Genomic DNA, 22,711 nt, shown 5'->3' with positions numbered 1-22,711 from the left:
GATTGCGCTCGCTCGGTCGTATCAGTCCATGGAGCCCGGAACAACCGCCCCGCGGATGTCCCGGAATTTTCATGACCCCGACCTGAACCGAGAGAACCGCATGCCCTCCCGCCACCTTCTTCTCCCCGCCGGCCGGCGCCACCTGATCGCGGCGGCCGTGCTGTGCCTGGTCGCTCAAGCCAGCCAGACCACCTGGGCTCAGAGCGCGACACCGCCCGCCGCCGGCGCAGCCATCACCTTCTCGATCCCCGCCCAGCCGCTGGACCAGGCGCTGAACCAGCTTGCGCGCCAGGCCGGCGTGCAGCTGCTGGCGGCGCCGGGTCTGCTGCAGGGATTGCAGGGCCGCCCGGTCCAGGCCAGCCTCAGCGTGCAGGCCGCCGCCGCGCAACTGCTCCAGGGCAGCGGGCTGGCCGGCCGCGTGGCGGGCAGCACGCTGGTGATCGAGAAAGCGCCAAGCGCCGCAGGCGCCACCCTGCCGGCCGTGACCGTGAGCGCCACCGCCGAACTCGAAACCAGCCTGGGCCCGGTGCCGGGCTATGTCGCCCGGCGCAGCCAGAGCGCCACCAAGACCGACACGCCGATCCTCGAAGTGCCGCAGTCGATCTCCGTCATCGGCCGCGAAGAACTCGAGGCGCGCGGCGTGCAGACCGTGATGGAAGCCGTGCGCTACGCCCCCGGCGTGGTTGCCGGCAACTGGGGCTACGACGCACGCGGCATCGACTGGCTGCTGCTGCGCGGCTTCGACGCCACCGCGGGCAACGCCATGTACCGCGACGGCCTGCTGCTGCCCGCCTACTCGCTGACCGAGCCCTACGGCGTCGAGCGCGTCGAGGTGCTGCGCGGCCCGTCGTCGGTGATGTTCGGTCTGGGCGATGCAGGCGGCATCGTCAACCGCGTCAGCAAGATGCCGAGCAGCACGCCCACGCGCGAGATCGAAGTGCAGTACGGCAGCTTCCAGCGCAAGCAGCTGGCCGTGGACCTGGGCGGCGCCCTGAGCGACACGCTGAGCTACCGCCTCGTGGGCGTCGAGCTGGACAGCAACAGCCAGCAGCGCTATCCCAACGGCGCCCCCGCCGAAGTGAAGCGCAGCTACCTCGCGCCCTCGCTGCGCTGGCAGCCGTCGGCCGCCACCTCGTTCACCCTGCTCGGCGAGTTCCTGAAAAGCGATGCCAGCGACGACACCTTCAACGTGACCGACGCGAAGGGGCGCGACACCGGGCTCATCCAGGGCGAACCGAACTACAGCCGGATCAAGCAGCAGCAATCGTCGCTCGGCTACCTGTTCGAACACCACATCAACGACGACTGGACGGTGCGCCAGAACACGCGCTACTTCAGCTTCGACACCGACAAGCACCACGTGGTCGTCAACCTCGCACCCGACGGCTACACGCTGCGGCGCACCGCGCGCTTCGCCCCCGAGTGGGTCAACCAATGGACCGCCGACACGCAGCTGCAGGGCCGCGTGCGCACCGGCGACGTCGAGCACACGCTGCTGTTCGGCGTCGACTGGTCGCGCGTCCGGTACACGGCCAAGCAGTTCTCGGGGCCGGCGCCGAGCCTGGACCTGCGCTTTCCCGTCAACGGCCTGCCGGTGGCGGAACCGTTCCGGCCCGACAGCAACTTCACGCAGACCACCGAGCAGCTCGGCGTGTACGCACAGGACCAGATCAAGTTCAGCCCCCACTGGCTGCTCACGCTCGGCGGCCGGCAGGACCACGTCAGGTCCGCCACCTACGACCGGCTGAAAGGCGAGCGCACGACACAGACCGACGACAGGTTCAGCGGCCGTGCGGCCCTGAGCTACCTCGTCGGCAACGGCTGGGCACCGTACCTCAGCTACGCCGAATCCTTCATGCCGACCAGCGGCGTCGACCTGAACAGCACGCCGTTCCGGCCGAGCCGTGGCAAGCAGGTGGAGGCCGGCGTCAAGTTCCAGCCCGAGGGCACGCGCGCGCTGTTCACCGCGGCCGTGTTCGACCTGCGCAAATCCAACGTGGTGACCTACGACCAGAACACCTTCGAGGCGCGCCAGATCGGCCGCATCCGCTCGCGCGGGCTCGAACTCGAAGCCAAGGCCGAGCTGGCGCGCGACCTGAACCTCACGGCCTCCTACACCTGGCTCGACACCAAGGTGCGCGAGAGCGCCAACGAGACCGAGCGCGGCAAGACACCGATCCAAGTGCCCCGCAACACGGCCTCGCTCTGGCTCGACTACACGATGGGCAACGGCTTCGGCTTCGGCGGCGGCGTGCGCTACATCGGCAAGCGCTGGAACGACGTGGGCAACACCTCGTCCGAAGGCGGCGTCGCGCTGCTCGACGCGACGGTGCACTACAAGCGCGGGCCCTGGCGCTTCGCCTTGAGCGCCACGAACCTGGCCAACCGCCAGTACGCCGCATCGCGCGCGTACAGCAAGTACTACCCCGGCAGCGACCGCGCGGTGGTCGCGAGCGCGAAGTACCAGTTCTGAGGCCGGCGCCTAGGCGACCTTCTCCAGGAACACCAGCCGGATCGGCGCGTCCAGCAGTTCGTCGAATCGTCTTTCGAAGGCCTGGAAATACGGCGTGGCGAAGTGCGCGTCCAGCGCGGGCTGGTCCTGGAACGACTCGCGCATGTAGAAGCTGCCGGGCTCGTCGCGCAGTTCGAACAAGGTGTAGTCGAGGCAGCCGGGCTCTTGCCGTGTGGGCGCCACCAGCGCGCTCAGGGCGTCGCGCAGCGCCTCGCGCTGGCCGGTCTTGGCCTTCAGGACGGCGATGCTGATGAGGGGCGTGGTGCTCATGGGTCGGTGCGTTGTGAAGTTCGGATGCCTGCAGTCTGCGGCGCCCCTCGCACATGAAAAAGCCCCCTCGCCCCGAAACTCCTTCAACCGCTCCTTGAAGATCGCGACCGCTTCAAGCGAGCGCTACCGGCTGCACTGGAAGCTCGCCGCCTGCGACGCATCCCCACTCACATAACGCGGCCACAGCGGCCACTCGCACAGCGGACGCGCGCGGGTCGTCTTGAATGGCGGCTGCACTTCCTGTTCAAGCAATTGCAGCCCGGCCGGCGCACGCCCGCGCTCGACCCAGTCGGCCAGCGCGCCGAGCATGTCGACGTTGGCCGGTGCGCCGCTGCCCACATGGTCGACACCGGGCGCGGTGTACAGGCGCATGAAGCGGTCCACGTTCTCGCGGCCCATGCGTGCCACCACCGACTCGTAATAGCGGATGCCCGCGAACGGGCTCTGCGCGTAGTCGGCCATGTGCTCCAGCACCAGCAGCTTGCCGCCGCGCGCATGGAAGGCGCTGAGGTCGGGGTTGGTCGAGTCCATGAGCTGCGACACGGTGGCGATGCGCGCGGCGAAGTCTTCGGCGCGGTAGTTGCGCACGTCGAGCGACGGATTGCGCGCGTAGAAATACTGCAGCGCCCCGCTGCCGTAGAACCACGCGATGCCGTTGCTCGGCTGCGGCGGCACGGTCGGTGCGGCGGTGCCGGTCCACCAGGCGTTCCAGCCGCCCATCGAGGCGAAGGCCGGCGTGCCTTCGCCGCCGATGCCCCAGCCCGGGTACTCGGTGACGCCATGCGCCAGCGGCACGGGCGAGCGCCACGGCGTGCGCAGCGTGCGCACCGCCTGCACCTGCGCGTCGTTGAGGCAGTTGTCGCCGCTCGTGCCCGCTGCGCAGCGCAAAGTGGTCGGATCAAAGCGCTGCAGGCAGGCCACCGGGTTCGACACGATGCGGTCGGCCACGCCGTCCGTCGCGTCGCACGACGCGAGCACCGCGTTGTGCACCAGCTGCACCTGCGCGGGCCGCAGCCAGCCTTCGCCGAAGGTGGCGATGCCGTTGCGCGTGCCCGCATGCTGCAGCCCGGTCCAGTTGATCACCGGCACGCGGCTGAAGATGCCGTCGAAGTCCTGCGGATAGCGCTGCGCCATCGTGAGCGCTTCGCGCCCGCCTTCGGAGCTGCCCATGAAGTAGAGCTTCTGCGGTGCGTGGCCATAGGCGCGCTGCGTCAGCGCCACCGCCACGTCGCGCACCTTCTTGTACGAGGCATGCGCGAAGTTCACGAGCGCCTCGTCGTTGAGCGCAAAGGCCTGCGGCGGCTGGCCCTGCACGTTCTGGTGACCGGAGTCGGTGCCGTAGGTCACGTAGCCCTGCGCGAGCGGCGTGGGCTGGTCGAAGCGGCCCGCCGGCACCAACGAAAGGCCGGTGATCAGCACGCCGTTGAAACCTCCGCCGCCGTACTGCACGCTGCGCCCGTTCCACGCAAGCGGCAGGTTGACCTGGAACAGGATCGGCGGCGCGCTCGCGTCGACCGGTGCGATGCGCCCGAGCACCTTGCAGTACGCAGGCATCGCCGGCGTGATGCGCGAGGCGGGGCTGGGGCCGCGCTCGGCCACGGCCAGTGCAGACGCCGGCACGAGCGCTGCCGAGTCGATCGTCGCCGCACCGCTGGGCAGGCCGATGGCAATGGCCGCCACGGGCGCGGTGAGCGCCGCACAAGCCTGGGCCGGATCGGCGCCAAGGCCGAGGCGCATGGGGCCGGTCGGGGCCGTGCCGCATGCGGCGAGCAAGGCGGCGGTCGCCAGCATGGCGCCCCCGCTGAACACTGTCTGGGGGATCGCCATCTGTCTGTCTCCTGGTTGTTTTGTGTGATCGGCCGCCGCTACCGCGCCACGCCCAGCAACCGGTCGAGCACTTCCGGCTGCGCACGCAGCGCCGCGGCCGTGTCGGCATGCACGATGGTCCCGTGGTCGAGCACCACGGCCTGGTCGGAGATCGCGAGGATCGCCTGCGGGTGCTGCTCCACGATGATCGCGGCCAGCCCTTCGTCACGCGTGATGCGACGGATGGCGCGCAGCAGCTCTTCCACGATGATCGGCGCCAGGCCTTCGAGCGGCTCGTCAAGCAGCAGCAGCTTCGGGTTGAGCACCAGCGCGCGGCCCACGGCCAGCATCTGCTGCTCGCCGCCCGACAACTGCGTGCCCAGGTTGGTCTTGCGCTCGGCCAGGCGCGGGAACATCTCGTACACGCGCTGCGGGTTCCACTGGCCGGGCCGCTCCACCGCCGTCAGGTTCTCGTGCACCGTGAGCGACTTGAAGATGTTGCGCTCCTGCGGCACCCAGCCGATGCCGGCCGCCGCGCGCTGGTGCGGCTGCAGCTTGTGCAGCGCCGCCTGCCCACCGAGCGCGATGGTGCCGCCGTGCTGGCGCGTGGCGCCGGCCAGCGTGTTGATGAGCGTGGTCTTGCCCGTGCCGTTGCGGCCCAGCAGCGCGAGCGTCTGGCCCTCGCCGAGCGTGAAGGCCACGTCGTGCAGCACCACGGCCTCGCCGTAACCGGCGCTCAGGTTCTCGATGCGCAGCAGCTCAGACATGGGCATGTTCTCCGTGGCCCAGGTAGACCTCTTTGACTTTCGGGTCGTTGGCGATCGTCTCGGGGTCGCCTTCGGTCAGCAGCGCGCCGTTGACCAGCACCGTCATGCGGTCGGCGAAGCTGAACACCAGGTCCATGTCGTGCTCGATGAGCAGCACCGACACGTCGGCCGGCAGCGCGGCCACGGTCTGCAGCAGCTCTTCGCGCTCGCCGGCGGGCACGCCCGCCACGGGCTCGTCGAGCAGCAGCACGCGCGGCTCGCAGGCCAGCGCAATGGCGATCTCCAGCAGACGGCGCTTGCCGTAGGCCATGAATTTGGTCTGCTGCTGCGCAACGTCGGCGAGGTGGAACTGCTCCAGCAGTTGCCCTGCCCGCTCGGCGATGCGCTTGTCCGCGCCCAGCGGGCGCCACCATTGCGCGCCGATGCCCTGGTGCTGCGACACCACGAGCGCCAGCGTTTCCAGCGGCGTCATCGAATCGAAGAGCTGATTGATCTGGAAGGTGCGCACCAGCCCGCGCGCCACGCGCTTGTGCGGCGCGAGCGTGGTGATATCTTCGCCGAGCAGCGAGATGCGGCCTTCGGTGGGCGTGAGCACGCCCGTCAGCAGGTTGATCAGCGTGGTCTTGCCGGCGCCGTTCGGGCCGATGAGCGCATGGCGTGCGCCGCGTTTCAGTTCCATCGTGACGTTGTTCGTGGCGGTGATGCCGCCGAAGCGCATCACGAGGCCTTGCGTCGAGAGCACGGTGTCGGTCATGCCGCACCGCCCTTCTTCTTCGCGGTGCCGAACCAGGTCCACGGCTTGAGCAACCGGTCGCGTCCCACGAGCACCAGCAGCACGAGGATGAGGCCGATCCAGAACATCCAGTACTGCGGCGTCACCGACGACAGCCAGGTCTGCAGCAGCTTGAAGACGATGGCACCCGCCACGCCGCCGTACAGCCAGCCCACGCCGCCGATGACCAGCATCAACAGCACGTCGGCCGAGCGGTCGAAGGCCAGCACGTCGAGCGAGGCGAAGCCGGTGGTCTGCGCCAGCAGCGCGCCCGCGGCGCCCGCGATGCCGGCGGCCACGGTGTAGACCACGGCGAGGCGCGACACCACCGGGATGCCGATGGCCATGGCGCGCAGCCGGTTGTCGCGGATGGCCTTGAGCGTGGCGCCGAAGGGCGAATGCACGATACGGCGCATCACGAGGAACAGCACGAGCATCACGGCCAGCGAGTACCAGGCGGCGGTGCGGCCATACAGGTCGAACTCGAAGAGGCCGAGCACCGGCCCCATGACCACGCCCTGCAGGCCGTCGGCGCCGCCGGTGAGCCAGTCGAGCTTGTTGGCCAGTTCGAGCAGCAGCAGCGCGGTGCCCAGTGTGACCATGAGCCGCGTGAGGTCGCTGCCGCGCAGGATGGTCACGCTGGCCACGAGGCCCAGCACGGCCGACAGCACGGTGGCGAACACGAGGCCGACGGTCGGGTCGGGCATGACGAGCTTGGCGAACAGCGCGGCGGCGTACGCGCCGAAGCCGAAGAAGGCCGCGTGGCCGAGCGACACGATGCCGGTGTAGCCGAGGATCAGGTCGAGCGACATCGCGAACAGCGCGACGATGGCGATCTCGTTGACCAGCAGCGAATGCGAGGGCATGGCCAGCGGCAGCGCGAAGGCCACGGCCCAGACCACGAACTCCCAGGGGCGCCAGCGCGCGGTGCGCAGCAGGGCCGATTCATAGGCAGGCGCGCTCATCTCAGCGACCTCCCTTGCGCGTGAACAGGCCTTGCGGCCGCCACATGAGGATCAGGATCATGAGCAGGTAGACGGTGAAGGCGCCCATCTTCGGAATGAAGTACTTGCCGGCCACGTCGGCAATGCCGAGCAGCAGCGCGGCGGCGAGCGGCCCGGTGATCGACGAGGTGCCGCCGACCGAGACGACGATGAGGAAATAGATCATGTACTTGAGCGGGAAGGTCGGATCGAGCCCGAGGATTTCCGCGCCCAGCGCGCCGCCCAGCCCGGCCAGGCCCGAGCCCACGGCGAAGGTCAGCAGGAACACGATGTTGACGTTGATGCCCAGGCCGGCCGCCACGCGCGGGTCGTCGACGGCGGCGCGCAGGCGGCTGCCGAAGCGCGTCTTCGAGAGGATGAGCTGCAGCACCACGGTGAGCACGGCGCACACGGCGATGATGAAGATGCGGTAGTGGCCCATGCCCAGCAGGAACGCGCCGTCGCCGAATTCGCTGCGCCCGCGCAGCCACTCGGGCAGCTGCAGGTTCTGCTGCGACGAGCCGACGAAGTAGTCGACGGCCGCCACGGCCATGAACGCCAGCCCGATGGAGAACAGCACCTGGTCCAAGTGCGGCTTGCCGTACATCGGCCGGTAGAGCGTGCGCTCCAGCAGCGCGCCGGCCAGCGCGACGACGATGAACGCGAGCGGCAGGCAGGCCAGGAACGGCACGCCGAACTTCTGCATCGCGAACACGGTGAGGTAGCCGCCCGCCATGGCGAAGGCACCGTGCGCGAGGTTGATGAAGTTCATCAGCCCGAGCGTCACGGCCAGCCCCACGGCGAGGACGAAGAGCAGCATGCCGTAGGCGATGCCGTCGAAAAGAATGGTCAGCATGTCGGTTGTCTGGGTCTGGTGCGGTCGTTCGGGATGCTGCTATTCGGGGTGCGTGCACAGGCCACCGGGTACTTCCCTCCGCGAATGTCCCCCGGGCTTCGCCCTCCTCCTTGATTTCGCTGCGGGAAGCACCCAGTGCCCTGCGCACGGGACGCGGCGCTGGTGTGCGGCCGATCAACAACCGCTCTGAACACGCTCACGTCGATGCGGTGCCTTGCGCAGCGAAATCAAGGAGGAGCCCGAAGGGCGGGGGACATTCGCGGAGCAAGGCACCCCGTCGGCGGGAGCGTCGCCCTGAACGGCAGCGCTCCCACCGGCGAAGCGAAATTACTTGGCCTTGCCCGGGTCCTTCACGCCCTTGAGCACGTCGAACTCGATGTTGTAGAGCTGCCCGTCCTTCTTTTCAACCTTGCGCAGGTACACGTCCTGCACGATGTCGCGCGTCTGCGCATCGATCAGCACCTGACCGCGCGGGCTCTCGAAGACCTGGCCCTTCATGGCGGCCAGCAGCGCTTCGCCGCCGCCCTGGCCCTTGGTGGTCTTGAGGGCTTCGTAGATCACGCGCATGCCGTCATAGCCGCCCACGGCCATGAAGTTGGGGCGCATCTTGGGGTTGGCTTTCTGGAAGGCCTCGACGAACTTCTTGTTCAGCGCCGAGGGGTGCGCAGCCGAGTAGTGGTGCGAGGTGACCACGCCCAGCGCGCCGTCGCCCATGTCGTTCAGCTGGTCGTCGTCGGTCACGTCGCCCGTGGCGATCATCTTGATGCCGGCCTTGTCCATGCCGCGCTCCAGGAACTGCTTCATCACCGCCGCGCCCGCGCCCGAGGGCACGAAGACGAACAGCGCGTCGGGCTTGGCGTCGCGCACCTTCTGCAGGAACGGCGCGAAGTCGGGGTTGCGCAGCGGCACGCGCAGCTTCTCGAGCACCTTGCCGCCGTTGAGCTGGAAGCGCTCGCTGAAGAACTTCTCGGCGTCGTTGCCGGGGCCGTAGTCGGTGACCAGCGTCACGACCGACTTCACGCCGTTCTTGGGCGCCCAGTCGCCCATCACCACCGACACCTGCGGCAGCGTGAAGCTGCTGCGCACGATGTAGGGCGAGGCTTCGGTGATGCTCGAAGTGGCGGCGGCCATCACGACCTGCGGCGTCTTCGACTGCGTGGCCAGCGGCGCGGCGGCCAGCGCGGCCGGCGTGATGCCGAAGCCGGCGATCACGTTGACCTTGTCGTTGACGATGAGCTCCTGCGCCAGGCGCTTGGTCACGTCGGGCAGGCCGGTGTCGTCCTTCACGATCAGCTCGACCTTCTTGCCGGCCACGGTGTCGCCGTTCTGTGCCATGTACAGGCGCGCGGCGGCCTCGATCTGGCGGCCGGTGGAGGCCGACTGCCCCGTCATCGGCAGGATCAGGCCGATCTTGAACTTGTTGTCCTGGGCGCTGGCCACAGGCAGCGACAGCGCGGTGGCGAGCGCAATCGCCGAAAGGCCGGCGGTCTGGATGAGATGGCGTCTTTGCATGGAATTTTTCCTTTGAGGGACGGAACGCGAAACCGGGCGTATTTTGAACAATTCGCAACAATTGACGGAGCAGGCAACCACCTACCCACCCGCCGCACGGGTCTTTGTTGCGCGATCAGTCGAATGGTTGCGCGATGATCGCGCAACCGATGTTTTCAACGGTCCGGGCGGTACGCGGAATCGAGCGTGAGCGTACCCACGGCGCGTGACACGCAGGCGCAGATGCGCGTGGTCGCCTGCTTCTCGTGCGGGCTCAGGAACACGTCGCGGTGGTCGACTTCGCCGTCCACGGCCAGCACGTCCATGGCGCACAGGCCGCACTCGCCGCGCTTGCAGTCCGACAGGGTCTGCACGCCGGCCGCATCGAGCGCGTCGAGCAGGGTGCAGTCGGCCGGCACGGTGATCGACAGGTCGTGGCGCGGAATGCGCACGGTGAAGGCCTGCGTGGCGAGGCGGCCGCTGCTGCCGAAGGTTTCGAAGCGCAGGTCGGCGAGCGGCCGGCCGGCCGCGGCCCAGGCGCGCTTGACGGCCTCGAGCATCGGCACCGGTCCGCAGGTGTAGAGCTGGCCGCCGGGCGGCAACGCGGCGATGGCAGCGTCGAAGTCGATGGGCGCGGCGCCTTCGTGCGCCTGCACGCCGGCCTCGCCCAGCGCGTCGCGCAGGGTGTCGAGGTAGCCGAACTCGCCCGCGTGGCGTGCGCCGTACAGCATGGACACCGGCACGCCGCGACGTCGGGCCAGCGCGCCCAGGCGCTGCGCCATCAGCACCAGCGGCGTGATGCCGATGCCGCCCGCCACCAGCAGGTAGCCGGGCGCCGCGAGGTCGAGCGGAAAGTGGTTCTGCGGCGCGCTCACCTGCAGCCGGTCGCCCTCGGCCAAGCGCCACATCGCACGCGAGCCGCCACGGCCGTCGTCCAGCCGCTTGACGGCGATGCGCCAGCAACTGCCGTCGCCCTCGCCCACCAGCGAGTAGGAGCGCGTCTGCACGCGGCCCTGCTCGGTCATCACCTGCACCTGCAGGTGGGCGCCGGGCTCATGCGCGGCAACGAAGTCGGTGTCGGGGCGCAGCGTGAACTCGCGCACGGTGGGCGTGACGTCGCGCAGCGCCACCACCTGCGCCTGCATCCATTGAAGATCGCTTTTCATCGGGGAACACCAGCGGGGAAAGAGAAGAAAAAAAGAAGTCGTCGATCAGCCGCGACGGCGGATCAGTTGCACGCCCGGCAGCGGACGTTGTTCGGCGCTCGGCGTGCCATGCAGCGCCTCGCGCAGGTTGCGCCGCGCGATGCGGCTGTGCTCGCGCATCAGCGCTTCGGCGCGCGAGCCCTCGCCGGACTCGATGGCGTCGAGCACCTGCAGGTGCTGGTCCTGCGCGATCACGAGCATGTCGCGCGCGGCCGGCGAATTGGCCTGCACGATGACGAAGCCCGAGGGCGAGGCGAACGGCAGGTTGACCACGCGCTCGAGCTGCTGCGCGATGACGGGGCTGCCGGCCATCTCGCACAGCAAGGCGTGGAATTTCTCGTTGTGCGTCACGTAGCGCGAGAAGGCCGCGTCGTCGAGCGCGGGCTCGCGCAGCAGCTCGTCGATGCGCGTGAGGCAGGCGCGCGCCTCGCGCAGCACCACGGGCGCCGCGCCGCGCTCGGCCGCCAGCCGCGCCACCAGGCCTTCGAGCGTGCCGCGCAGCTCGATGGCATCGGCCACGTCGCGTTCGGAAAAGGTGCGCACCGCATAGCCGCCGTTGGGCAGGGCTTCGAGCAGGCCTTCCTGTTCCAGCCGCATCAACGCGCTGCGCACCGGCGTGCGCGACACGCCGAGCTGTTCGGAGATGGCGACCTCGGCAATGCGCGCGCCGCCGGGCAGCTCGCCCGCCAGGATCATTTCGCGCAGCCGCAGCTGCGCCTTCACGGCCTGCGAGCTGCCGCTGTCGCCGGGCTCGGCGGGAGAGACGGTGGCGACCTTCATCACGCGGCCTGGCTCTCTGGGACGGGACGGATCGGGATCGCGGCGCGCGCGGGCCGTTCCTTCTCGATCATGCGGTCGATGAGGCGGCGCGCCCACATCGAGCCGGCGTCGATGTTGAGGTTGTAGAACTGGTGGTCGGGGTGCTCGTCGATGGCTTTCTGCTGCGCCTCGAGCACGATCTCGTCCTCGCGGAAGATGCCCGACACGCCCTCGCGCAGCTCGTGCGTGAGGCGCTGCTCGCCCAGGCAGTAGTTGCGCGCAAAGGCCCAGAAGTACAGGCAGGTCTTGTCGGTCTCGGGCGTGATGGTGTTGAGCACGTAGCCGTTGACGCCCTTGCTGCGGTCGCCGGCGTTGTCGTTCGACGGCACCGCGCCACTGCCCGCCTCGGCCACGCCGACGTCGATGTTCACGGTGCACGGGCCTTCGAAACGGATGATCTGCCAGCGGTCGACCTTGCCCGTGTAGCCGCGCGCGTGGCGGATCTGGTTGCCCCAGAACGGCGGCGCGTCGATGTTCTCCATCCAGCGCGTGACGGTGGCCGAGCGGTCGCCGTGCGTGGCCACGAAGGGCGCCTCGGCCACTTCGCGGTTGCCGATCGACGAGCCGTGCACGAAGGTCTCGTGCGTGAGGTCCATGAGGTTGTCGACCACGAGGCGGTAGTCGCAGTGGACGCGGATCATCTTGCCGTCGCCGGCCCAGGCCGGGTCGTCGTTCCAGTGCATGTCGGGCACCAGCGCCGGGTCGGCCTTGGCCGGATCGCCGGGCCAGATCCACACGAAGCGGTGCTTCTCGGCCACCGGAAAGTTGCGCACGCAGGCCGAAGGGTTGAGCGTTTCCTGGCTCGGCATGTGGGTGCAGCGACCCTGGCTGTTGTAGACCAGGCCGTGGTAGCCGCAGACCAGCTCGTCACCCTCGAGGCGGCCCAGCGACAGCGGCATCAGCCGGTGCCAGCAGGCGTCTTCGAGCGCGGCCACCTGGCCGTCGGTGCGGCGGAACAGCACCACTTTCTGGTTGCAGATGGTGCGTGGCAGCAGCGCGTGACGCACTTCGACGTCGTAGGCGGCGGCATACCAGGCGTTGAGCGGAAAGGCGGTCGTGGGCGTCTTCATGAATACGTAATGTATACATAACAGAAAGAAATTCCAGAGTTGAGCCCCTTATTCGAGGGTAAACACTGACGTCTACGTATACAAACAGGCTTTTCACGAAGGCGCTAGGATTCCGCTCGTTCACAGTCACGACGGAGTTCATTCCATGTCCCAGCATGCCGCCCTGCCCGCCCGCTACGACCACGTGGGCAGCTTCCTGCGCCCGCAATACCTGCTCGAAGCCCGCGAGCAGAAAGCCAAGGGCCAGATCACGCCCGAGCAACTGCGCGAGGTCGAAGACAAGGCCATCACCGAGATCGTCCGCTTCCAGGAAGACATCGGCCTGAAGAGCATCACCGACGGCGAGTTCCGCCGCACCTACTTCCACATCGACTTCCTCGACCAGCTCGGCGGCGTGAAGACCGACATCCCGGTCACCATCCGCCGCCCCGACGGCACCGAGGAACTGGCGCCGCCCGCGATGCGCGTGATCGACAAGGTGCGCCACGTGAAGGACATCCAGCTCGCCGACTTCCAGTACCTCAAGAGCCAGGTCTCGGCCGGCCGCACGCCGAAGGTGACCATCCCCTCGCCGACGATGCTGCACTTCCGCGGCGGTCGCGCCGGCATCAGCAAGGACGCGTACCCTGAGCTCGACCCCGTGTTCTACGACGACGTGGCCAAGGCCTATGGCGACGAGCTGCGCTCGCTGGCCGCGGCCGGCTGCACCTACGTGCAGATGGACGACACCAACCTCGCCTACCTGTGCGACGAGCACATGCGCGAAGCCGCCCGCAAGCGCGGGGACGACCCGAACGAGCTGCCGCACCGCTATGCAGCCTTCATCAACAAGGTGGTGGCGCAGAAGCCGCCGGGCATGCTGCTGGCCATGCACCTGTGCCGTGGCAACTTCAAGAGCACGCACGCCGCGGCCGGCAACTACGAGCCGGTGGCCGAGGCGCTGCTGAAGGAAATGGACCTGGACGCCTACTTCATGGAGTACGACGACGCCCGCTCGGGCGACTTCAAGCCGCTGCGCTACCTGCCCAAGGGCAAGACGGTGGTGCTCGGCCTCGTGACCACGAAGTTCGGCGAGATGGAAGACAAGGACGAGCTCAAGCGCCGCATCGAGGACGCCAGCAAGTACGCCTCGCTCGACCAGCTCGCGCTGTCGCCGCAGTGCGGCTTCTCGAGCACGGTGCACGGCAACAACATCGCCGTCGAAGCGCAGCGCAACAAGCTGCGGCTCGTGGTCGAGACGGCGCAGGAAGTCTGGGGCTCGACCTGACGCGCGCTTTCTGTTGAAGTCGGGGGCATGACGACGACGCAGATTTACTCCGGCCCCCTCAGCATGTTCGGCGCGAAGGTGCAGATCGCCGCGTACGAAAAAGGCATCACTTTCGAGCTCATCATGGCGCCGTTCACCACCGACGACGCCTACGAGCCCAAGCACCCCGAGGTGCTGCGCGTGAACCCGGTGAAGCAGCAAGTGCCGGTGCTGGTCGACCACGAGGTGGCGCTGTTCGACTCGACGCAGATCTTCGAGTACCTCGAAGATCAGTATCCCGCCTTCCCACTGTGGCCCAAAGGCGTTGCCGACCGGGCCCGCGCGCGACAGCTCGAGCAGAAGTCGGACGAGGTGTTCTTCCCCAACGTCATCAAACTCTTCGGCTTGCAGGACGCCATGCAAAGCGCGCCGGCCGTGGCCGCATGCGCCGCCTGCGCGCGCTTCTACGAAGAGATGGACGGCCTGCTCGCCACGCGCGAATACCTGGCCGGCCCTTACTCCTTCGCCGACATCGCCTTCTACATGGCGCATGTGTTCGCCGACCGCAAGGGCGCCGGCATGACCGACGCCACGCCGCGCCTCGTGGCCTGGCGCGAGCGCGTGGGCGCGCGGCACGCAGTGCGCACGGTGGTCGATCCGATGATGCGGTTCCTGGCTTCGCAAGGGCGCGGCGTGCCGGCCTTCCTGCAGCGCTGAGCGGGCACCGAGGCATCACCCGCCCATGCCGGACACCCTCTTCGACTGGCTGCCCTCCCCTTCGCAGCATTTTCTTGTCGTCACTTTCGCGTTGCTGGTCTATGTGCTGACCACGCGCACGCGCCGCGAGCAGCGCGCCCCCACCACCGCCATCGCGTGGGTCATGGGGCTGGTGCTCATGCCCTACGTGATCCTGCCGATGTACCTGCTGTTCGGCCAGCGCAAGCTGCGCCCGGCCGGCGCGCCCCGGCCGCCGCGTTCGCTGCCGCCGGGCCACTGGGCGGCCGACCTGATCGAGAGCTTCGGCCTGGCGCCGCCCGGGCGCTGCGCGATCCGCATGCACGCCGACGGCGAGGCCGCGCGCGAGGCGCTGTTCGAGGTGATCGACGGCGCGCGCCAGCGCCTGGACGTGTGCACCTTCATCATCGGCGACGACGCGCTCGGCCATGCCGTGCTGGCGCGGCTCGCGCAGCGCGCGCGCGAGGGCGTCAAGGTGCGCGTGCTGCTCGACGGCTTCGGCGCGCTCTCGCTGCCGCGCCATCACTTCGACCGGCTGCGCGCGGCCGGCGGCGAGGTGGCGGTGTTCCGCCCCTTCTTCAGCCTGCGCCGCATCGGGCCGCGCAACCTGCGCAACCACCGCAAGCTCACCATCGCCGACGACCGCTGGCTGTGGTCGGGCGGGCGCAACCTCGCGGGCGAGTACTTCTCCGGCAACGACAAGCACCCCGAAGCTTGGCACGACCTGTCCTTCGACCTGCAGGGGAGCGTGGCCGCCGCCGCCGCGCGCCAGTTCGACCACGACTGGAGCTCGGTGCGCGGGCGCAAGGCGCGCGCCATCACCGCCGCCGACGTGCCCGCGGGCCCCGGCTGCGCCATGGCCCAGTTCCTGCCGAGCGGCCCCGACCAGACCGAGGACACGGCGCATGCGCTGCTCATCGACGCCTGCTTTCGCGCCGAGCACCGCATCCTCGCGATCACGCCCTACTTCGTGCCCGGCGACGGCCTGCGCGACGCGCTGCGGCTCGCCGCGCGGCGCGGTGTGCAGGTGACCATCGCGATGCCCGCGCAGTCGAACCACCGGCTGGCCGACTTCGTGCGCGCACGCGCCATGCGCGACCTGGCGCGCGCGGGCGTGAGCTTTCGCATGCTGCCCTTCATGGCCCACGCCAAGGCCGTGGTGGTCGACGACGAACTGGCGATGTGCGGCTCGATCAACCTCGACCTGCGCAGCCTGCTGCTGAACCACGAGGCGGCGGTGGTGTTCTACGGCCACGACGACATCGAATGGCTGGCCGAATGGATCGAGACCACCGCCTCGGCCGGCGAGCCCTACCGCGCGCGGCGTCCGGGGCTGCTGCGCGACGTGGCCGAAGGGCTGCTGCTGACCGTCGCCTTCCAGCTGTAGGCGGGCGGTGCATCGCCTGAGATGCACGAATGCAACACAATTGCAACCAATTGAACAATCGCACTAGAATCGCCACCGGTTCCGGTGGATGACCGTTCTTCCGGAGCCCCCTGCATCGCGGGGCAGCCCGCTCCGGCCCGGCCTCATGGGGCCCACCGAAGCGCCATTCGTACCGCCGTTGTCGTGAGAAAGTGCCCAAATAACAGGCACCACTACAGCGGGGCCAGTTCCCTTCCTACGAGCCCAGAAATTAAGATAAAGGTTCACTGATTGTTGCGACATCGTGGGGAGGAATGAGCGGTCCGCCCGCCCTCCGCACTGAATGAGCAACCAGTAGTCCCCCGCACTTCAGAAGCATCGGCGCCCGTCAGGGCGTATCGCCTTCGGCGACCTCGATGCGATGCAGGAGCGTGACCGGCAAAGGCGGTCGCGGCGGGGTTTGAGCGCTGGGCGCCGGGCGACACCTTCGCACGGCCCCAAGCGATCCCCTTTGTTGTCGATCACTGCCGGATTCCCCTGAGCACGGGGAGAAAAATCGATGCCTTTCATTGATTCGCTGCTGGCGCTCGCGCGCCGGCTGGGCGCAGCCTTGCCTGTCGTTTTGGCCCTGCTGCTGCCGTTGTCCGCCGCCCCGACCTGGGCGGCCATGAACGAAGTCGGCCGCGCCACGCCGAGCGTGCACCGCCTGCGCTTCTTCATCGACCCGCAACTGGCGGCCGACATCGGCGCGCCCGAGGCCGGCCGCCGGCTCGCGCAGTACGTGGCCGACCTCAACACCGTGTTCCAGCGCGAGACCGTGCGCAGCTTCACCTTCGACCCCGCGAAAGACCTGCAGCTCGTCGCGCCCGGCGCGGCGCCGCCTTGCGGCTTCAACGGCGTGGCCGGCGGCGAGATCGTGCTGTGCGTCGGCCCCTCGAAGCGCGGCTACAGCCACGGCGGCCTGACCACCAGCACCACCTTCCCGCCCACCGGCGTGACCTGGAACCTGAACTGGACCGCCATCCACGACCCGCTGCGCCTGTCGCGCGCCAGCCGGCCGCGCCCGAGTCCACCGAGAAGGACTACCTCGGGCGCCAGCTCAAGACCCTGCTGCACGAGCTGGAGCACGTGTTCGGCGCCGGCTCCGGCGAGTACTACAACGCCATCGCCGTCGCCGACACCACCGAGACCGCGCCCGCCAGCGACCTCGCCCTCGTGAAGCACACCGACCGCTACTGGTGGACGCGCCAGCACTGGCGCCTCGACCCGCTGTTGGGCACCGTGTTCGAGCAGCGCTACGAACCGGCCGCCAACCGCGTCGCCACGCTCGGCCTGATCCGTTTCACCGAAGGCACCAAGGCGCAGATCAACACCGACTGGCGCGACTGGCCCAAGCTCGGCAGCTCGAAGTTCATGGCCGCGACCACCGCCACGCAGGTGCGCGTGACCGAACGCGAGAGCGGCGCCGCGCTGGCCGGCGCGCCCGTCTCGGTGTGGCGCGACCCGGGCGCCGGCAAGCCGCTGGAGCCGATCGCGCAGGGCACGACGAACGCCGAAGGCCGCTTCGTCTTCGACTGGCGCTGCGGCTTCAGCTGCTTTGCCGTCGGCAAGACCACGTTGCTCGTGAAGGCCCAGGCCCCGAGCCGCGCGCCGGGCGCGACCTGGTTCACCATCTTCGACGCCTTCGAGCAGAAGGCGGTGCAGGGGCAGGCGGCCTTCACCATCGACCTGCCGCTGGGCGTGCCCGACAGCCAGAAGCCGGCCGTGTCCCTGGCCGCGCCCGCGATGGCGACCGTGGGCCAGCCCGTGGCGCTCGCGCCCGTGGCGGTCGACAACGTCGGCGTCTTCGGCGTGAAGGTGATCGGCACCGACAGCCTGCCGATCTGCACCTTCACCGCCCCGCCCTACACCTGCCACTGGACGCCGACCGCGCCGGGCGTGCAGGTCGTCCGCGTGATCGCCATCGACGCGGCGGGCAATGCCGAGGTCGCGTCGGCGCAGGTGATCGTGCGCGCGCCCGCCGACACCACGGCACCGACCGTCACGCTGAACGTGCCGTCCATGGCCTCGTCGGCCGCCGGTCTGCCGGTGCGGCTGTCGGCCAGCGCGACCGACGATGTCGGCGTGGCCGAGCTGGCCTTCATCGTCGACGGCAAGACCGTCTGCGCGCCGCGCGCCGCGTCCTACGTCTGCAGCTGGACACCCGCGCGCGCGGGCCTGGCCAACATCGAGCTGCGCGCCACCGATGCGGCGGGCAATGTCGCCACCACCTCGGCCACCGCGCGCGTCGGCGCGGAACTGCGGCCCGAAGACCTGTAAGAGATCGCGCTCAACGCCGGTTCGTGAAGCTGGCGTTGCCCAGCCCGGTGCCGATGGTCAGCACGCCCCAGTGGCGCACGTCGCGCATGAAGGGCAGCTCGCTCAGGCCCTGCACCACCGCGTCGTTGTGCATGAGCACCAGCGTCGCGCCCGAGCCGATGATCGGCAGCCGCCGCCACAGCGCGGCCGGCAGGTGGAAGGCCCGGCTCTCCCAGTCGCCCGGCAGGTTCTGCGCGCCGCGCGCGATCGAGCCGTCGGAGCGGATCAGCCCCGGGCAGCCGATGCCGATGAAAGGCGCGAGCCGGATCTTGCGGCGCTCGGCGTAGATCACCATGTCCTCGAGCATGTCGGCGATGCGCTCGACCATGCGGCTGCGGTTCGGGCCGTCGTCGGCGTGGCGCCACTTCTCGCGCTTGACCACCTTGGCGCGCGAAAAGTCGGACGCCTTGCGGTGGCGCGTCTTCACGATGCCGCAGCGCACGTTCGTGCCGCCGATGTCCACGGCCAGGATGGCGTCGTGCCCCTTCAGCAGGGGCGGCGGCGTCAGGTGCGCCCAGCCGATCAGCCCGCCGTCGTCCACGTTGTGCGACAGCCGGCCCAGTTGCACGTGCACGCCCAGGTCTTCGAGCATCGCGCCCGCCTCCAGGATCGCGCGCTCGCCCACGTCGCTCTCGGGAAAGCCGCCGCCGACCACGATGCGCTGCACCTTGCGCCACGAGGGCTGGCGCACGAAGCGCTGGACCACGAAGGCGAGCTCTTGCGCGAACTCCTCGATGGCGCCATGCATCACGTCGCCGGCGGCCGTGGCGGTCTTTCCCTGCAGCGCGCGGTCGAGCTGCTTCTTGCTCAGGTCGCGCGAGTGCGCCGCGCCCAGCGGGTCGCGGCCGGTCTTGCGGCGCCGCTTGCGCCAGCGCTCGAGCAGTTCGCGAAACGCCGTCTGGCTGGCCTGGTCGCCGACGAAGCCGTCCTTGTCGCGCAGCTGCAGGCTGTAGCCGTCCACGCGCAAGCCGGGCAGCTCACGCAGGCCGTGGATGTCGGGACCGGGGGGCGCGTGCCTGGTTTTTTTCATGACGGCCACTATGGGCCGCTGCGCGGCCGTGGCGCATCGGCTTCGCGCACCACGGCGTGTAGGAGACGGACGGGTACGGCGGGCGCGGCGATGCCGATACACTGATCCGGATGCACCTGCCTCGCAGCTTCTGGCACCCCGCCCTGTGGCTTTTCGCGATGCTCTGGCTGGCCGCCGCCGCACCCCGCGCGCAGGCCGCCGACGAGACGCTGCGCGTCGGCTCCAAGCGCTTCACCGAGTCGTACATCCTGGCCGAGGTGCTGGCGCAGACCGCCGCGCCGCACACCGCCTCGCCACCCGTCGTGCGCCAGGGGCTGGGCAACACCGCCATCGTGTACGAGGCGCTGCGCTCGGGCGCCATCGACCTGTACGCCGAATACACCGGCACCATCGCACTCGAGATCCTCAAGGGCTCGCCCGCCGACACGCGCGAGGCCATGAACACCGCGCTCGCGCCGCTCGGGCTGGGCGTGGCGATTCCGCTGGGCTTCAACGACGGTTATGCGCTGGCCGTGCGCGCCGCCGACGCCGACAAGCTCGGGCTGCGCACGCTGAGCGACCTGGCCAAACACCCCGAGCTGCGCATCGGACTGTCGAACGAATTCATCGGCCGCGCCGACGGTTGGAAGGGCCTGGCCGCGCGCTACGGTTTCACGCAGACGCCGACCGGGCTCGACCACGGCCTGGCCTACGAGGCGATGACGGCCAAGCAGATCGACGCCATCGACATCTACACCACCGACGCCAAGATCGACCACCTCGGCCTGCGCGTGCTGGTGGACGACAAGCAGTACTTTCCGCGCTACGACGCGGTGGTGCTCTACAAGCTCGACCTGCCCGCGCGGCTGCCGAAGGCCTGGGCCGCGTTGCAGGCGCTCGAAGGCAAGATCGACGAGCACGCCATGATCGCGATGAACGCACGCGCCGAACTGCAGGGCGTGCGCTTCGACACCATCGCGCGCGACTTCCTCGCGGGCGCCACCAAGGACGGCAAGACGCCGCCGAGCGCCGCGCGCGGCTTCACGGCCAAGCTCTTCGGGCCCGACCTCTGGCCGCTGGCGCGCCAGCACCTGCTGCTGGTGGCGGTGTCGGTCGGCGTGGCGATCCTCATCGGCGTGCCGCTCGCGATCCTCGTGTTTCCGCACCTGCGGCTGCGCGCCGTGGTGCTGGGCTTTGCGAGCGTGATGCAGACCGTACCCTCGCTGGCGCTGCTCGCGGTGCTGATCTCTTTGCTCGGCGCCATCGGCGCCCTGCCCGCACTCATCGCGCTCACGCTGTACTCGCTGCTGCCGATCATGCGCAACACCGTGACCGGGTTGGCCGAAGTGCCGAACGGACTTCGGCTGGCCGGCACTGCACTGGGCATGACGCCGCCGCAGAGCCTTCAGCTGGTGCTGCTGCCTCTCGCGTTGCCCACGCTACTGGCGGGCGTTCGCACCGCGACAGCCATTGCCATCGGCACGGCCACCATCGCGGCCTTCATCGGCGCGGGTGGTTTTGGCGAGCGCATCGTGACGGGGCTGGCGCTGAACGATCGCGAGCTGTTGATGGCAGGTGCGTTGCCGGCTGCTGCCATGGCGTTGATCAGCGAAGGGGTTTTCGAGCTGATCGAATTTCTGATGCGTCGCAGTCGCAGGGCGCCGCTCGCCTGAGCTGTTCAGGGCGACGCTCACGCCGACGGTACCTTGCTCCGCGAATGTCCCCCGGGCTTCGCCCTCCTCCTTGATTTCGCTGCGCAAGGCACCGCATCGACGTGAGCGTGTTCAGTGCGGTCGTTGATGGGCTGCGCACCATCGCCGCGTCCCGTGCGCAGGACACTGGGTGCTTCCCGCAGCGAAATCAAGGAGGAGGGGCGAAGCCCCGGGGGACATTCGCGGAGGGAAGTACCCGGTGGCCTGCGCACGCGCCCCGAACAGGGCAGACGTAAACCCCCCCCAACTGGGGGCTTCCAACGAGACAAGAAAAGCGTCAGGCCAACGTGTAAGCCGTCTTCACCGTAGTGAAGAACTCCTGCGCGTACTTGCCCTGCTCCCGCGGTCCATAGCTCGATCCTTTGCGGCCGCCAAACGGCACGTGATAGTCCACCCCCGCCGTCGGCAGGTTCACCATCACCATCCCCGCCTGGCTGTGCCGCTTGAAGTGCGTCGCGTACTTCAGCGAGGTCGTCGCAATGCCGGCCGACAAACCGAACTCCGTGTCGTTCGCCGTCGCCAGTGCCTCTTCGTAGTTCTTCACGCGGATCACGCTCGCCACCGGCCCGAACACCTCCTCGCGGTTGATGCGCATGTTCGCCGCGGACTCGCTGAACAGCGCCGGCGACATGTAGTAGCCGTCCGTCTCCAGCTTCAGCAGTTCGCCGCCGGCCGCCAGCGTGGCGCCCTCGCCCTTGCCGATGGCGACGTATTCCATGTCCTGGTCGAGCTGCGACTTCGACGACACCGGCCCCACGTCCGTGCCCTGCGCCAGCGCATCGCCGACCTTGATCTTCGCCATGCGCGCCTTCATCGCCTCGATGAACTTCGGGTAGATGCCTTCGGTCACGATGAGTCGGCTCGACGCCGTGCAGCGCTGGCCGGTCGAATAGAACGCGCTCTGCACGCTGAGCTCCACGGCCTGCGCGAGGTCGGCGTCGTCGAGCACCACCTGCGGGTTCTTGCCACCCATCTCGAGCTGCACCTTCTTGTGGTTGGTGACGCACTGCACTGCGATGTTGCGGCCCACGCCCACCGAGCCGGTGAAGCTGATCGCGTGGATGCCCGGGTGGTTCACCAGCGCATCGCCGATCACGCTGCCGCGCCCCATCACCAGGTTGAACACGCCGGCCGGAATGCCCGAGCGGCTGATGATCTCGGCCAGCGCCCAGGCGCAGCCCGGCACGAGGTCGGCGGGCTTGAGCACCACGCAGTTGCCGAAGGCCAGCGCGGGTGCGATCTTCCAGGCGGGAATCGCGATGGGGAAGTTCCATGGCGTGATGAGCCCGACCACGCCCACCGGCTCGCGCGTGATCTCCACGCCGATGTTCGGGCGCACCGAAGGCAGCACCTCGCCCGACAGACGCAGGCATTCGCCCGCGAAGAACTTGAATATCTGCCCCGCGCGCGTGGCCTCGCCGATGCCTTCGGCCTTGGTCTTTCCCTCTTCGCGCGCCAGCAGCGTGCCCAGCTCTTCCTTGCGCGCGAGGATCTCCGTGCCGATCTTGTCGAGCGCGTCGGAGCGCGCCTGGATGCTGCCCGTCGCCCAGGCGGGGAAGGCCGCGGTGGCGGCGGCCACGGCGGCATCGACCTGGCCCTTGTCGCCCTGCGTGTACTGGCCCAGCACGTCGGCCAGGTTGCTGGGGTTGATGTTGGGGCTGTAGCTTTGGCCGGCCAGCCATTCGCCGTTGATGAGGTTGTTGAATTCAGTCATCGTCGATGTCCTTGTGTGCG

General features: G+C 69.0%; 19 protein-coding genes. 7 read left to right on the top strand and 12 right to left on the bottom strand.

The window, feature by feature from the left end; all coding sequences use genetic code 11:
• Window positions 1-100: 100 nt before the first annotated feature.
• Entirely contained in the window at window positions 101-2,473 is a 2,373-nt protein-coding gene (locus tag AC07Y4_RS20305) for a TonB-dependent siderophore receptor (RefSeq protein ID WP_487849270.1), read from the top strand.
• A 9-nt stretch (window positions 2,474-2,482) separates the two neighbouring features.
• On the opposite strand, the gene AC07Y4_RS20300 is transcribed toward AC07Y4_RS20305, so the two are convergent.
• The 10 genes from AC07Y4_RS20300 to AC07Y4_RS20255 all read right to left on the bottom strand — a co-directional run bounded on the left by AC07Y4_RS20300 (window position 2,483) and on the right by AC07Y4_RS20255 (window position 12,551).
• A complete protein-coding gene (locus AC07Y4_RS20300; protein ID WP_487849271.1) occupies window positions 2,483-2,782 on the bottom strand; it encodes a putative quinol monooxygenase in 300 nt (99 codons plus the stop codon).
• A gap of 123 nt (window positions 2,783-2,905) precedes the next feature.
• Window positions 2,906-4,609 carry a tannase/feruloyl esterase family alpha/beta hydrolase gene (locus AC07Y4_RS20295; protein WP_487849272.1) on the bottom strand — a complete coding sequence of 568 codons (1,704 nt, stop codon included), beginning with the start codon at window positions 4,607-4,609 and terminating at the stop codon, window positions 2,906-2,908.
• A gap of 38 nt (window positions 4,610-4,647) precedes the next feature.
• A complete protein-coding gene (locus AC07Y4_RS20290) occupies window positions 4,648-5,355 on the bottom strand; it encodes an ABC transporter ATP-binding protein (protein ID WP_095744599.1) in 708 nt (235 codons plus the stop codon).
• Window positions 5,348-6,109, bottom strand: a complete 762-nt coding sequence (locus tag AC07Y4_RS20285) for an ABC transporter ATP-binding protein (RefSeq protein ID WP_390345216.1) — start codon at window positions 6,107-6,109, stop codon at window positions 5,348-5,350. The genes AC07Y4_RS20290 and AC07Y4_RS20285 overlap by 8 nt, the downstream gene beginning before the upstream one ends.
• Window positions 6,106-7,092, bottom strand: coding sequence for a branched-chain amino acid ABC transporter permease (locus AC07Y4_RS20280; RefSeq protein ID WP_369644033.1), 987 nt, complete (start codon window positions 7,090-7,092; stop codon window positions 6,106-6,108). The genes AC07Y4_RS20285 and AC07Y4_RS20280 overlap by 4 nt, the downstream gene beginning before the upstream one ends.
• 1 nt (window position 7,093) lies before the next feature.
• Window positions 7,094-7,966 carry a branched-chain amino acid ABC transporter permease gene (locus AC07Y4_RS20275; RefSeq protein WP_056582994.1) on the bottom strand — a complete coding sequence of 291 codons (873 nt, stop codon included), beginning with the start codon at window positions 7,964-7,966 and terminating at the stop codon, window positions 7,094-7,096.
• Between the two features lie 327 nt (window positions 7,967-8,293).
• The gene (locus AC07Y4_RS20270) at window positions 8,294-9,478 is read right to left on the bottom strand and encodes an ABC transporter substrate-binding protein (RefSeq protein WP_487849273.1); all 1,185 of its coding nucleotides are present in this window, start codon (window positions 9,476-9,478) and stop codon (window positions 8,294-8,296) included.
• A gap of 155 nt (window positions 9,479-9,633) precedes the next feature.
• Window positions 9,634-10,623: a PDR/VanB family oxidoreductase gene (locus AC07Y4_RS20265; protein ID WP_487849274.1), complete on the bottom strand. Its 990-nt coding sequence runs from the start codon at window positions 10,621-10,623 to the stop codon at window positions 9,634-9,636.
• A 45-nt stretch (window positions 10,624-10,668) separates the two neighbouring features.
• Entirely contained in the window at window positions 10,669-11,442 is a 774-nt protein-coding gene (locus AC07Y4_RS20260) for a GntR family transcriptional regulator (protein ID WP_062470623.1), read from the bottom strand.
• Window positions 11,442-12,551: an aromatic ring-hydroxylating dioxygenase subunit alpha gene (locus AC07Y4_RS20255; protein WP_487849275.1), complete on the bottom strand. Its 1,110-nt coding sequence runs from the start codon at window positions 12,549-12,551 to the stop codon at window positions 11,442-11,444. Before AC07Y4_RS20255 ends, AC07Y4_RS20260 begins: the two co-directional genes overlap by 1 nt.
• A gap of 145 nt (window positions 12,552-12,696) precedes the next feature.
• Here AC07Y4_RS20255 and AC07Y4_RS20250 point away from each other — a divergent pair, with 145 nt between their 5' ends.
• The 5 genes from AC07Y4_RS20250 to AC07Y4_RS20230 all read left to right on the top strand — a co-directional run bounded on the left by AC07Y4_RS20250 (window position 12,697) and on the right by AC07Y4_RS20230 (window position 18,217).
• On the top strand, window positions 12,697-13,818 hold the full coding sequence (locus AC07Y4_RS20250) for a 5-methyltetrahydropteroyltriglutamate--homocysteine S-methyltransferase (RefSeq protein WP_062470629.1): 1,122 nt from the start codon (window positions 12,697-12,699) through the stop codon (window positions 13,816-13,818).
• A gap of 27 nt (window positions 13,819-13,845) precedes the next feature.
• Window positions 13,846-14,514, top strand: a complete 669-nt coding sequence (locus AC07Y4_RS20245) for a glutathione S-transferase family protein (RefSeq protein ID WP_495274957.1) — start codon at window positions 13,846-13,848, stop codon at window positions 14,512-14,514.
• Between the two features lie 25 nt (window positions 14,515-14,539).
• Window positions 14,540-15,919, top strand: coding sequence for a phospholipase D-like domain-containing protein (locus AC07Y4_RS20240; RefSeq protein WP_095744593.1), 1,380 nt, complete (start codon window positions 14,540-14,542; stop codon window positions 15,917-15,919).
• Window positions 15,920-16,457: 538 nt separating this feature from the next.
• Window positions 16,458-17,117 (top strand): hypothetical protein, encoded by a 660-nt coding sequence (locus tag AC07Y4_RS20235; RefSeq protein WP_495274956.1) that lies wholly within the window; start codon window positions 16,458-16,460, stop codon window positions 17,115-17,117.
• On the top strand, window positions 17,027-18,217 hold the full coding sequence (locus AC07Y4_RS20230) for an Ig-like domain-containing protein (RefSeq protein ID WP_495274955.1): 1,191 nt from the start codon (window positions 17,027-17,029) through the stop codon (window positions 18,215-18,217). The genes AC07Y4_RS20235 and AC07Y4_RS20230 overlap by 91 nt, the downstream gene beginning before the upstream one ends.
• A 10-nt stretch (window positions 18,218-18,227) precedes the next feature.
• Here the strand turns inward: AC07Y4_RS20230 and AC07Y4_RS20225 are convergent, their stop codons facing one another.
• The gene (locus tag AC07Y4_RS20225; protein ID WP_487849278.1) at window positions 18,228-19,286 is read right to left on the bottom strand and encodes an ROK family protein; all 1,059 of its coding nucleotides are present in this window, start codon (window positions 19,284-19,286) and stop codon (window positions 18,228-18,230) included.
• Window positions 19,287-19,396: 110 nt separating this feature from the next.
• Here AC07Y4_RS20225 and AC07Y4_RS20220 point away from each other — a divergent pair, with 110 nt between their 5' ends.
• Window positions 19,397-20,938: a glycine betaine ABC transporter substrate-binding protein gene (locus tag AC07Y4_RS20220; protein ID WP_487849279.1), complete on the top strand. Its 1,542-nt coding sequence runs from the start codon at window positions 19,397-19,399 to the stop codon at window positions 20,936-20,938.
• Window positions 20,939-21,254: 316 nt separating this feature from the next.
• Here the strand turns inward: AC07Y4_RS20220 and AC07Y4_RS20215 are convergent, their stop codons facing one another.
• Entirely contained in the window at window positions 21,255-22,691 is a 1,437-nt protein-coding gene (locus tag AC07Y4_RS20215; RefSeq protein ID WP_307694252.1) for an aldehyde dehydrogenase family protein, read from the bottom strand.
• Between the last annotated feature and the right edge of the window lie 20 nt (window positions 22,692-22,711).

The sequence above is a fragment of the Variovorax sp. GW460-12-1-14-LB1 genome (assembly GCF_059423605.1).
This window is presented reverse-complemented; position numbering and strand designations above follow the sequence as displayed.